9 protein-coding genes are annotated in these 12,481 nt (G+C 71.0%); 5 read left to right on the top strand and 4 right to left on the bottom strand.

All coding sequences use genetic code 11. From position 1 onward, the window contains the following. Positions 1-40: 40 nt before the first annotated feature. Both BI06_RS39200 and BI06_RS39195 read right to left on the bottom strand, forming a co-directional pair. The gene (locus tag BI06_RS39200; RefSeq protein ID WP_043476536.1) at positions 41-2,527 is read right to left on the bottom strand and encodes an RICIN domain-containing protein; all 2,487 of its coding nucleotides are present in this window, start codon (positions 2,525-2,527) and stop codon (positions 41-43) included. 494 nt (positions 2,528-3,021) lie between these two features. Next, positions 3,022-4,368 carry an ROK family transcriptional regulator gene (locus tag BI06_RS39195; RefSeq protein WP_199523432.1) on the bottom strand — a complete coding sequence of 449 codons (1,347 nt, stop codon included), beginning with the start codon at positions 4,366-4,368 and terminating at the stop codon, positions 3,022-3,024. Between the two features lie 303 nt (positions 4,369-4,671). On the opposite strand from BI06_RS39195, the gene BI06_RS39190 reads away from it, so the two are divergent. The 5 genes from BI06_RS39190 to BI06_RS39170 all read left to right on the top strand — a co-directional run bounded on the left by BI06_RS39190 (position 4,672) and on the right by BI06_RS39170 (position 10,817). Further along, positions 4,672-5,973, top strand: coding sequence for a sugar ABC transporter substrate-binding protein (locus BI06_RS39190; RefSeq protein ID WP_030396784.1), 1,302 nt, complete (start codon positions 4,672-4,674; stop codon positions 5,971-5,973). 2 nt (positions 5,974-5,975) lie between these two features. Next, the gene (locus tag BI06_RS39185; protein ID WP_043476534.1) at positions 5,976-6,959 is read left to right on the top strand and encodes a carbohydrate ABC transporter permease; all 984 of its coding nucleotides are present in this window, start codon (positions 5,976-5,978) and stop codon (positions 6,957-6,959) included. Continuing rightward, a complete protein-coding gene (locus BI06_RS39180) occupies positions 6,956-7,798 on the top strand; it encodes a carbohydrate ABC transporter permease (protein ID WP_233290479.1) in 843 nt (280 codons plus the stop codon). Before BI06_RS39185 ends, BI06_RS39180 begins: the two co-directional genes overlap by 4 nt. Positions 7,799-7,850: 52 nt before the next feature. Then, complete coding sequence (locus BI06_RS39175) at positions 7,851-9,809, top strand: DUF5107 domain-containing protein (protein WP_043476531.1); 1,959 nt, start codon at positions 7,851-7,853, stop codon at positions 9,807-9,809. Positions 9,810-10,001: 192 nt separating this feature from the next. Next, on the top strand, positions 10,002-10,817 hold the full coding sequence (locus BI06_RS39170) for an RNA ligase family protein (protein ID WP_233290478.1): 816 nt from the start codon (positions 10,002-10,004) through the stop codon (positions 10,815-10,817). A 23-nt stretch (positions 10,818-10,840) separates the two neighbouring features. Here BI06_RS39170 and BI06_RS39165 read toward each other — a convergent pair whose 3' ends face one another. Beyond that, a complete protein-coding gene (locus tag BI06_RS39165; protein WP_051742819.1) occupies positions 10,841-11,701 on the bottom strand; it encodes a carbohydrate ABC transporter permease in 861 nt (286 codons plus the stop codon). After that, a partial coding sequence (locus BI06_RS39160) for a carbohydrate ABC transporter permease (protein ID WP_043476529.1) occupies positions 11,701-12,481 on the bottom strand: 781 nt, incomplete at its 5' end. The genes BI06_RS39165 and BI06_RS39160, both read right to left, overlap by 1 nt.

The raw sequence follows: 12,481 nt of genomic DNA, 5'->3' as shown, positions 1-12,481 counted from the left end.
GCCGGGAGGCCCTTTCCTGCCTGCGTGCCTGTGGTGGTGGCTAGTTGACGGTCCAGCGCTGGAGCGCGCTGTCGGTGTCCGGTTGCTGGGTGACGAGGGCTCCGTTGGTAGTGGAGGCGGTGGTGAGGAGGAGTCCGCTGACCTTGGAGGTGATCTTGTAGCCGCCGCCGGTGGCGGGGGTCACGGTCCAGCGTTGGTTGGTGCCGGTGGTGCAGGGCCACTGGATGACGGCGGTGCCGGCGGTGGTGGATCCGCCGTTGACGTCCATGCAGAGGCCGGACTCGGCGTTGGCGATGCGGTAGGTGCCGTCGGTCTGCTGGGTGAAGATCCACTTCTGGTTGGCGCCGGTGCCGGGGGTGTAGGTGATGAGCTGGGTGCCGGGGGCGGTGGAGTGGTTGGGGTTGTCGAGGGCCTTGCCGGAGGCGGTGAGGGTGTGGGTGCCGTCGAGGGCGGTGGTGACGGTCCAGGTGAAGGTGGTGCTGCCGGTGGTGGTTCCGGCGGTGGCGGTGACCGTCGTGGTGTAGGCGCCGGCGGTGGTGGGGGTGCCGGTGATCAGGCCGGTGGTGGCGTTGATCGTCAGGCCGGTGGGCAGGCCGCTCGCGCTGTAGGAGAGGGTGCCGGCGCCGCCGGCGTTCGCCTGGATCTGCAGGCTGACGGCGGTGTTGACCTTGCTCGACCGGGCGCCGGGGTCGGTGACCGTGACGATCGCGGGCGCGGGGCCGGTCTGGGTCAGGGTCAGCGTCTGCTCGGCCGCTCCGCGCGTCCCGCCGACCGGGCTGCTCGTGGTGTTGGTCCAGGTGCGGGTCGGCGTGGTCTCCGACGGGCGGGCGGTGTCCGCGGACAGCCCGATCACCAGGCCGCTGTAGCGGTTGACCAGGCGGTACGTTCCGGAGGCGGAGCCGCTGCTCGCGGACGTTCCGGGGACGACGAACCATTGCTGTCCGACGGCGGGGCCGCTCGCACCGGCGGCGGTGACGATCGGCTTGGCACCCCAGGCACGGCCCGCCTTCGAGGAGGCGTCGACGCCGAGCAGCTTCCCGGTCGAGGCGTTGGTGATCCGGTAGGAGCCGTCGCCGTTGCCGGTGAACACCCAGGACTGCAGCGCGGAGGCGGTGGCCGTGGCGACGGAGGTGGTCGCGGAGCTGCTGGGGACCTGGGCGAGGATCTGGCCGTTGCCGCCGGAGATCCGGTAGGCCTTGGTCGGGTCGACCGGGGCCGGGGCGGGTGCGGACGAGCCGATGCTCACGTCCACGTACTCGCCGGACGCGCCGCCCGAGCAGCCGAAGGCGCAGTAGGTGCGGAAGTTCTTGCCGACGATGTTGGAACTGGTGCGGTTCGCGCTGTCGAGGAACCAGCGGTACCAGGAGGCGGTGCGGTAGCTGCCGCTGTCGCCGATCGGGTACCACTTCTGGGTGGCCAGGTTGTCGGTGGCGTAGTACTGCTGGGGGGCGTTCCCGCTCTGGTCGACGCCCTGCGGCTCGCCGATGTACAGGCCCAGGTGCGCGTTGTAGGTGATGTCCATGACGAACAGCGGCGAGGTCGCCGGCATCGTACCCGCGCTGATCTGCTGGGCCGAGGTGCCGGTGTTCGCCGGGTCGTACTCGCCCGCGGCCGGGGTGTAGCCGGTGGTGCTGGAGGCGCCGACCGGCACCATGTTGCTCTCCCTGCCGCCGACCCCGGCCTGGGACCAGGCGCCGTCGTACCACTTCTGCCAGCTGGAGGGCGCCATCTTGCCGGAGATCGGCGCCCGGGCCACGTGCTCGTGGAAGGCCTTCCAGCCGCCGCTCTTGTCGACGATGCGCGAGCCGTAGAAGACGTAGAAGTAGCCCGAGGCGGTGTCGACGAACAGGCGCTGGTCGCCGTCGCCGTAGTGGTAGGTCTGGTTGGGGAACTGCGTGGTGTCGCCCCGGACGGTGCTGAACGGCGAGGTGATCACGTGGTCCTTGATGGTCCACGTGCGGCCCTGGTCGGTGGAGACCGTGTAGTCGATGGCGTCGAAGTGGAGGCCGTCGCCGAAGGGCTGCGGGGTGAACTCGTTGTGGACCAGGCCGTACCAGTCACCGGTGTCCGGGTCGACCCAGATCCCCGACAGGTCGCAGAAGTTCTTCTGCGAGTAGCTGGTGCTGCCGACGGCGAAGCTCGACGTGAGACCGGTCGGGCTGTTGTTGCACCGCCAGGTCGTGTCGTTGTTCCGGTCGTTGGCGTTGGCCGGGTTCACCGCGTCGCTGACGGCGCTCGACCGGGAGGCGGTGTCGAAGTCGGTCCCGGTGAAGAAGTCCCAGTACCTGGGCTGGTCGGTGCCGTACAGGGCGGCCGACTGCTGGAAGTAGAACGTGCCGTCCTTGTCGGTGTACGGGACGGCGGGGGTGTCCGTCGGGTGCGGGTACGGGACGGGGGACCCGACGCTGATCGTGTAGCCGGCACTGTCGGGGGTCGCCGCTGTTGCGGGCGTGGTGGCGGCGCCGCCGAGCGCGAGGAGCGCGGTGGCGAGGGCGGTGGCGAGGATTCTGCGCGGCGGGGATGACACGAGAGCTCCTTGGGGGGACAGCGCACTGGTGGGGGAGGAGCCGACCGGGACTGCCGTTCGGATTCCCGCGCGGGCCGCCGGGGCCTGTCGGCACGGCGACGGTCGGGCGGGGCTACGGCGATCGGCGCCGTGAAGGGGGACGTCCGGCTCCGAGGGCCCGGGTGTCGGGCGAGGAGCGGCGGTCCGAGGGACATCTCGATGTCCCCGGATTCAAACTGACCGAAGTTGCTCGAAAACCTGCGCCAGAGAGCAACTGCGATCAAACGGTGGCAGGGGACGTCGCGACTGTCAAGGGCTCACTCAGCGATCGGGATGCGCCGGTCGAGCTTGTCGCCGTGCAGGTGCGGGCAGGTCGGCCGATGGCTCCGGGCAGCGGCCCGGAAGGTGCTCCTCGGGACGCAACCGGGCAGTCGGGCGCACAGATCCTGCGGTTGTTCAGTTGAAAATCCTGATGTTCGAGCAAGTCGGAGCAGGATTCAGCCCCGGCCGGGGCCTCAGAGCGGCCAGGTGTCGCTGTCCTCCGGGGCCGGCCGGACCGGAACGACGGAGGGGTCCTGGAAGATGCCGGCGAGCGCCAGCAGCGCGCCGCCCCGCGCGGCGTTGGAGAGCCCGAGCGTCGAGGCGGCCACGACCACCCGCTCGGTGGTGGGGGCGATCCTGCGCTCGTCGAGGACCTGCTGCGCGGGCTCCACCAGGTAGCGGCCGAACACCGCGAAGTACCCGCCGAGCACGATCCTGGGCGGATTGAGGACGTCCACCAGGACGCTCAGCCCGAGGGCGAGGTCCCCGGCGAGGCCGGCGAGAGCCGAGAGGGTTCTCGGGTCCCCCGCGTCGGCCCGGTCGAGCAGGTCGCCGAGGCGTTCGGCCAGGTCGACGGAGAGGTCGTGCACCCGGTCCGTCGGGTCGGCGGCCGCGTCCAGGAAGGCCTGGAGCCCGACGGCGACCTCCCAGCAGCCGGTCCGCCCGCACGGGCAGGGCCGGTCGAGCCGGTCGAGCTTCATGTGCCCGATCTCCGAGCCGCGCAGCAGTTTGCCGCCGGAGATGCTGGCGCCGCCGACGCCGATCCCGCCGGTGACGTAGACGAGTTCGCGGACGTCGGTGCCGGGGGCGGCGAGGTATTCGGCGAGGGCGCCGGACTCGGCGTCGTTCTCGACCAGGACGGGCGGGGCGTCCCGGCCGAGCCGCACCCGCAGCTCCTGGGCCGCCCGTACGCCCCGCCAGCCGAAGTTGGTGGCGACGACGACGCTTCCGGAGGCGGCGTCGACCGACCCCTGGGTGACGAGGGTGATCCCGATCGGGTGCATGTCCCGCTCGGCGACGGCGCTCAGGCAGTCCGCGACGAGGTCGGCGACCTCCGCCAGGGCGGCCCGGGCGGTCAGTGCCGGCACGTCGAGCGCGCGGCGGTCCTCGTGGACGACCGTGCCGCGCAGATCGAGCGCGAGCACGGTGATGTGGTCGGCACCGATCTCCGCGCCGATGCCGCAGATGCGGCGGCCGTCGAGTTCGACCATGCGGTGCGGCCGGCCGATCGAGCCGGCGCGGTCGAGTTCGCCCTCGCGGACCAGGCCGCGCTCGATCAGGTCGGCGACCAGGACCGAGACCGTCGCCTTGGGCAGACCGGTCGCGGTGGACAGGTGGGTGCGGGACTGCGGGCCGCTGTCGCGCAGGTGACGCAGCAGCACGCCGAGGTTGGTGCGGCGCAGCGAGGCCTTGTCGGCCGCCTCGGGGTAGCCCGCCATGACGGCGGCGGCCCCGGTGGCCGGGGTCGGTGCCGCGCCCGGGTGGGTGCGGCCGGCCGGGCCGGCGCCCGTGCCGGTGGTGCCGCGCTGTCCTGGCTGCACGTCGTCTCCTCGTTCCGCTCCGGATCCTGCGCGCAGGGCAGGGCCGATCTTGACCATGTTAGTTGATGCACCGTTCGAAGAAACTCGCCCCGGCGCGACCGCGGGATGCGGCGCTATGCCCGTTTCGAACCGCTCTGCGGGCTGGTGGGGCCTGTTTGCAGAACGTTCCGACGCATCCCTTGACAGCGCCATTCTTAATTAACACACTAGCCGAACTAACAACCCGCAGCGTCAGCGGGTTCCCCCACCACCGCGTCCGGGCCGTGCGCCCCGCCCGCGGCAGGCAGAGATGAGGGCCTCCCCATGAAGTCACGCCCGTTCAGAGCGGCCACCCTCGCCATGGCGCTCACGTCGCTGACGGCCTTCGCCGCCGCCTGCGGCTCCGACGGGTCGGCCGAGCAGGCCTCGGGACCGGTCACCGTCGAGTTCTGGGGCTGGGCCCCCGGTTACGAGAAGTCCGTCGAGCTCTTCAACGCCGCGCACCCCGGCATCAAGGTCACCTACAGCAAGATCTCGCCCGGCTCCAAGGGCGGCTACACCAAGATGCTCAACGCGGTGAAGGCGGGCAACGCGCCCTGTCTGGGATCGGTCGGCTTCGAGACCCTCCCCACCTTCGCCGCCGCCGGAGCCCTCCAGGACGCGACGGAAGCCGCCGCGCCCTACGCCAAGGAGTACGCCCCCTGGGCCTTCGCCCAGTCCGGGGTCTCCGGGCGCACCTTCGGCCTGCCGGTGGACATCGCCCCGATGGCGCTGATCTACCGCAAGGACCTGTTCACCAAGTACGGCATCGCCGCCGCGCCCAGGACCTGGGACGAGTACGCCGCCGATGCGGCGATCATCCACGCGGCCGACCCGAACGCCTACATCGGCTACTTCGGCAACGACGCCTACAACTTCGCGGGACTCGCCTGGCAGGCGGGCGCCAAGTGGTTCGGCACCAGCGGCGACAAGTGGACCGTGAACCTCAACGACCCGGCGACGAAGAAGGTCACGGCGTTCTGGCAGGACCTGATCGACAGGAAGCTCGTCAAGACCGTGCCGAGCTTCGACACCGCGCTCTACAAGGGCATGGGGGAGGGCACGATCCTCTCCGACGTCAACGCGGTCTGGGACACCCCGATCCTGGCCGACAGCGTCAAGCAGACCTCCGGCAACTGGGCCGTCGCCCCGATGCCGGTCTGGGACGCGGCGGCCCCGGCCACCGGCAACGCGGGCGGTTCCCCCAACGCCGTACTCAAGGGCTGCAAGCACGTCAAGGAGGCCGTCGAGTTCGCCCACTGGTTCGGCACCGACCAGGCCAGCGTCAGCAACCTGATCAAGGAGACGGGGATCTACCCGGCGGCGCTCTCCGGCCTGGAGAACCCGGCGCTGCACCAGCCGGACCCGTTCTACGGCGGCCAGACGATCTTCGACGTGTTCAAGGAGAGCGCCGGCCGCGTCGACACCGGTTTCCGCTGGGGCCCGGTCATGACCAAGACCTCGGGCGTGCTCGGCGACGGCCTCGGCAAGGCGGGAGCGGGCGGCCTCGGCCTGGACGCCGCGCTGGCCGAGACCCAGGCGCAGACCGTGGCCGAGATGAAGACCCAGGGCATGGAAATCGGCTGACCATGAGCCCCTCCTCTGTTGCGACCCGGGCGCGCTCGAAGGTGCGCACCGGGGACACCCCGGAATCGTCCCGGTCGAAGGCCGGCCCCGCCCGGCGCCGCCGGACCGACGGCCGCCGCTGGGCCCCGCTGGGGTTCCTGGCGCCGTTCGGCACGCTGTTCGCCGTCACGTTCGTCGCCCCGATCTGCTACGCCCTGTACGAGAGCCTGTACAAGCTGCACCGCTCCGGGCTCGGCCTCGCTCCCCCCTCCGAGGTCTTCACCGGACTGTCCAACTACACGGACGCGCTGGGCGACCACGCCTTCACCGCCTCGATCGTCCGGGTGGTGCTGATCGGCCTGGTCCAGGTGCCGCTGATGCTGGGTCTGGCGCTCGTCCTGGCCCTGCTGCTGGACGCCCGCCGCACCCCGTTCAAGCGGTTCTTCCGGCTCGGCTTCTTCCTGCCGTACGCCATCCCCGGCGTGATCGGCGGCCTGATGTGGTCCTTCCTCTACCAGCCGGACGTCAGCCCGATCGCCGACGCCCTCGGCCGGATCGGGCTGCACGTCGACTTCACCTCCGACGGCATGCTGCCGTGGTCGGTCGGCAACATGCTGACCTGGGGCTGGACCGGCTACAACATGATCGTCATCCACTCCGCCCTGAAGGCGATCCCGGGCGAGTTCACCGAGGCGGCGGAGCTGGACGGCTGCACCGGCTGGCGGCTCGCCTGGCACATCAAGATCCCGATGGTCCGGCCGGCCCTGGTGATGACCACCGTGTTCTCCATCATCGGCATGGCCCAGCTCTACAACGAGCCCGTCATCATGAAGGCCGTCGCTCCCAATCTGGCCGGTGACTGGACGCCGATCATGGCCGCCCAGAACGAGGTCGCGGCGAACAACTACCACGCGGCGGCGACCCGTTCGGTGATCCTCGCCCTGGTGATCTTCGTGCTGTCCTTCGGATTCATGCGGTTCGTCAACAAGCGCGGAGGAGCCCAGTGAGGACCACGAACCGGGCCGGCCGCGCCGGGGTCGTCGCCGTCCTGGTGCTCGCCGCGCTCTACTCCCTGCTGCCGGTCTGGTGGCTGGTCGTCTCCGCCACCAAGAGCAGCAGCGACCTGTTCTCCAGCAACGGCTTCTGGTTCGCCGGGCGGATCGAACTGGTGCACAACGTCTCGACCCTGCTCGGTGTCCAGGACGGCATCTTCGGCCGCTGGCTGCTCAACAGCGTGCTCTACGCGGTGGGCGGAGCCGTGGTGGCGACACTGCTCTCCGCCATGGCCGGGTACGTTCTCGCGAAGTACACCTTCCGGGGCCGCGAGGCGGTGTTCAACACCGTGCTCGGTGCCATCCTCATCCCGGCCCCGCTGTTCGCCCTGCCGCTCTACCTGATGTTCTCGGCCACCCACGTGGTCAACACCTTCTGGGCGGTCTTCGTCCCCAGCATCGTCAGCCCGTTCGGCGTCTACCTGGCCCGCATCTACGCGGCGGCCGCGGTACCGGACGAGCTCCTGGAGGCGGGCCGGCTCGACGGTGCGGGCGAGTTCCGGATCTTCCGGTCCGTCGCGCTGCGGGTGCTCCAGCCGTCCCTGGTCACCATCTTCCTGTTCCAGTTCGTGACCATCTGGACGAACTACCTGCTGCCGTCGCTGATGCTCGCCAACGACCGCCTGCAGCCGGTCACCGTCGGGCTGGTCGCCTGGAAGGAACAGCGCGGCCAGACCGTCCCCTACAACCTGATCATCACGGGCTCACTGCTCTCGGTCGTCCCGATCGTCGTGATGTTCCTCCTGCTCCAGCGCTACTGGAAGGCCGGCCTGACCTCCGGCAGCGTCAAATAGCCCGTCACCGGGACTCGTAGCCCGCCACCCGACTCACAAAGGCAGAAGACAGATGAGTGAGCTGCGGCTGACCACGCTGACCCTGCCGACCGCACCGGTCGGCCCCGTCAACCCCCTCCCGCCCCTCTTCACCGGGGCAGACCTCCACGAGGTCGCCGACGCGAGTCAGGCCGACGACGAGATGCGGCACAACATCGGCTACGGCCGGGTGCCCTCCGTCATGCCGTACCTGATGCAGGACGGCTACACCCGCGAACGGGCACCCGCCGAACACCCCGCCGCGGTACTGGAGAACGCCACCCTGCGGGCGACCTTCCTGCTCGGCGCCGGCGGCCGCCTCTGGTCACTGGTCCACAAGCCGACCGGACGTGAACTCCTCTTCCGCAACCCGGTGTTCCAGCCCGCCAACCTCGCACTGCGGGGAGCCTGGCTGGCCGGCGGCGTGGAGTGGAACATCGGCACCATCGGCCACGCCCCCACCACCTGCGAACCCCTGCACGCCGCGCGCGTGCTGCGCCCGGACGGTACCCCGGTGCTGCGGATGTGGGAGTACGAGCGGATCCGCGGCGTCGTCCACCAGATCGACGCCTACCTGCCCGAGGACTCCCAGGTCCTGCTCGTCCACGTCCGCATCACCAACCCCCGCGACACCGCGGTCCCGATGTACTGGTGGTCGAACATCGCCGTGCCCGAGGCACCGGACGTGCGGGTGCTGTCCCCGGCGGACGCGGCATGGCAGTTCTCCTACGACCGCCGGGTCCGCCACGTCGCACTCCCCGCCCCCGACGGCACCGACCTGACCCGCACCACCCTGTCCCGGGACGCGGCCGACTACTTCTTCGACATCCCCGACGGCCGCCGCCGCTGGATCGCCGCACTCGACGCCGGCGGCCGGGGCCTGGTCCAGGCGTCGACGGACCGGCTGCGCGGCCGCAAGCTGTTCCTCTGGGGACAGGGCGAGGGAGGCCGGCACTGGCAGGACTGGCTGTCCGGGCCGGACAGCGCCTACCTGGAGATCCAGGCCGGCCTGGCCCGCACCCAGCTCGAACACGTGCCGATGCCCGCCGGCGCGCGATGGTCCTGGGTGGAGGCCTACGGACTCCTGGAGGCCGACCCCGCCGCGGTCCACGGCGAGGACTGGACCGCGGCGCGCGAAGCGGCCCGCGACGGCGTCGACACGCTCGTCCCGGCGAGCGTACTGGAAGCCGAACTCGCCTCGGCCGAGGCGTGGTTGGACCAGGAACCGGTCGAGATCCTGGCGACCGGATCCGGCTGGGGCGCCCTGGAGCGCCACCGCCGGGCCCACGCCGGCGAACCCGCCCGGGAGGCGTCCGGCACCCCGTTCCCGGACTCGACGCTCGGCCCCGAACAGGAGCTGTGGCTGGAGCTCCTCGAACACGGGCGCCTCTCCCCGGCCGAGCCGGCGCAGCCACCGCTCTCCTACCAGGTCGACCCCGCCTGGGAGGAGCCGCTCAGGAAGGCGGACGGCTGGCTCGCCCAGCTGCACCTCGGAGTCCTGCGCGCCTACGCCGGTGACCTGGACGGTGCCCGCGAGAGCTGGTCGCACTCGGTCGGGAGCCGGCCCACCGCCTGGGCCTGGCGCAACCTCGCCGCCCTCGCCGACCGCACCGGCGACCTCACCGAAGCCGCCCGCGCCTACCGCGAAGCCCTCCGGCTGGAGCCCGCCCTGCTGCCACTGGCCCTGGAGACGGCCGGGGTCCTGCTGCGCGCCGGAGCCCCGCAGGAAGTCCTGTCGCTGCTCGCCGCCCTCCCCCCGGCCCACCGCTCCCTGGGCCGCGTCCGCTGGGCCGAGGCCCGCGCCGCACTCGACTCCGGCGACACCGGGCGCTGCGGCCGCATCCTGCACGAGGGCATCGAACTGGCCGACGTGCGCGAGGGTGAAGGCACCCTGCACGAACTGTGGTTCGCCCACCAGCGCGCGACCCGCGGCGCCGAGCCCGACTCCCCTCTGCCGCGGGTGTACGACTTCCGGATGCTCGCCACGAGCTGAGCGGGGCCGGCCCGGCCTCGGCGACCGGCGGTGGACGGTCCGCCGACCACAGTGACCCGACCTGACCCGACCTGACCCGGCCCGCTCGCCCGCGACGCGCGCGGGGGCAGCCCTTCCCGGCCGCCCCCGCGCCGTCGTAATTACTGTTATGCCAATTGACACAACATCAAACGGGCTCCTAGGCTCCCGGCCATGGAGGAAGAGCCCAAACGGCGCGGCCGGCCGCGCAAGGACCCGGAACGACTGGCGCGCTGGACCCCGCCCGAGGGCTGGTCCCGGCTGGTCGCGTGGGTCTCGCCGGAGGAGAAGAAGGCGCTCAAGCGCGTCGCGGTGGACGCCGAGGTCTCGGTCGCGGACCTGGTGCGGTCCCTGGCGAGCGGGCTGGCCACGGGGGCGATCACGCACGAGGAACTGGTCGGGCAGGTCAGGAGAGGCAGGCAGGTCATGGAGAAGATCCCCACGCTGTTCGAGCGCGACGGCGACTTCCGCGTCGTGGACCGGCCGCGGGCCGAGTGCGCCTGGGTCTTCGCCGGGGAGGGCGCGCCGACGGAGAAGCTGGACGGCACCAATGTGCGGCTGACCGTCCGCGGCGGCCACCTGGTGCGGGTGGAGAAGCGGCGCAACCCGAGCAAGGCGCAGAAGCAGCAGGGCATCGTCGACGGCTGGTACGTCGACACCGACCGGGACGGGCCCGAGGACCGCTGGATCCTGACCGCGGCCGACAACACCGATGTGACCGCCTGGCCGGACGGCGAGCACCCCTGCGAGGCCCTCGGCCCGCGGATCCAGGGCAACCCGCTGGCGCTGGACGACCACCTGTGCGTGCCGTTCGACCTGGCGGCGCCGGTGTACACCGCCGTGCCGCGCAGCTACCACGGCCTGCGGGAGTTCCTCGCCGGCCTGGAGAGCCGCTACGCCCCGGGCACCCTGGCGGAGGGCATCGTGTTCCACCACCCCGACGGCCGCCGGGCCAAGATCAAGCGCAAGGACTTCCCCGCGGCGGTCTGAGAGTCCGCCGTCAGCACATCCTGCTATTTCACCGAACCGGCGGTCAGGCCGGAGACGACATGGCGCTCGATCACGGCGAACAGCACCACCACCGGCAGGATCGCGATCACCGAGCCGGCGAACAGGAAGTTCCACTGGACGGTGTAGTTGCCGATGAAGCTGTTGATGCCGACGGTCAGGGGCTGGCTGTCGGACCGGGTGGAGAGGGTGAGGCCCATCACGAACTCGTTCCAGGCGGAGATGAAGGTGAAGACGACCGCGGTGACGACGCCGGGCATCGCCAGCGGCAGCACCACCTTGCGCAGGGTGCCGAACCGCCCGAGACCGTCGAGCATCGCGGCCTCCTCCAGCGCCACCGGGATGGAGCCGATGTAGGCGGTGAGGATCCAGACGGTGAAGGCGAGGTTGAACGCGGCGTTGCAGAGGATCAGCGTCCACACCGAGTTGAGCATGTCGAGCTGGTGGAACTCACGGTAGAGCCCGACCAGCAGCGCCGTCGGCTGGAACATCTGGGTGACCAGGACCAGCAGCAGGAACAGCTTGCGGCCGCGGAAGCGGGTGCGGGCGGTGCAGTACGCGGCGGGCAGGGCCACCGCGAGGGCCAGCAGGGTGGAGCCGCCGGCGACCAGCAGGGTGACCCGGAGGTTGGTGCCGAGGGTGGAGTCCCGCCAGACGTCGACCAGGTTGGACCAGGCGAAGTGGCTGGGCAGGTAGCCGGCGTCGCGCAGTTCGTCGGCCGGCCGGACGGCGGTGACCACCATCTCCAGGTACGGCAGCAGGAACAGCGCGGCCAGCCCCCAGGCGACGGCGGCGACGACGAGGGTGCGGGGGCGGATCGGCTCGCGCCGGGCCCGGAGCACGGCCTGACGTTCTGTCGGTTGCATCAGTTCTCCTCCTGGTTCCACCGGCTGACCCTGAGGAAGAGCAGGACCATCAGGACGACCAGGGCGAAGTTGACGACGGACATGGCGGCCGACTCGCCGATGTCGGTGTTCTTCAACTGGTACATGAACACCGTGGTGGTGGCGGTGTCGCTGTTCGGCCCGCCCTGGGTCATGCCCCAGATCACGGGGAAGGAGTTGAAGACGTTGATCAGGTTGATCACCAGGCCGACCAGGAAGGCCGGCCGCAGCAGCGGCAGGGTGATCCGCAGATAGGTCTGGAACGCGCCGGCGCCGTCCACCCTGGCCGCCTCGTGCAGTTCGGCCGGGACGGTCTGGAGGCCGGCGAGCAGGGTGTAGGTGGTGAAGGGCAGCGAGACGAAGACCGCCACCAGCATCATCCAGGGCCAGGCGGTGTCCGGGTCGCCGAGCCAGTCCCGGGGCGCGTCGATCAGGCCCACGTCGGCGAGCAGCGTGTTGAGCACCCCGGAGGTCCGGTTGAGCATCCACTTGAAGCCGATGGAGGTCATCAGCACCGAGGCCGCCCAGGGCGCGATCAGCGCCCAGCGGGTGAACCGGCGCCCGGGGAAGCGCTGGTCGAAGAGCTGGGCCAGGGCCAGCGAGATCAGCATCGTCAGCCCGACCACGGCCAGCGTCCAGACCACGGTGTGCACGATGACCCGGCCGAGGTCGGGCTCGTCGAAGAGCTTGCGGTACTTGTCGAGTCCGGCCGAGCCGCGGACGAAGCCGCTGGTGCTGATCCGCAGGAAGGAGGTGCGGACC

Source organism: Kitasatospora sp. MBT66, assembly GCF_000710405.2.
GTDB lineage: Bacteria > Actinomycetota > Actinomycetes > Streptomycetales > Streptomycetaceae > Kitasatospora > Kitasatospora purpeofusca.
The sequence above is the reverse complement of the archived record's forward strand: the minus strand, read 5'-3'. Positions and strand labels throughout refer to the sequence as shown.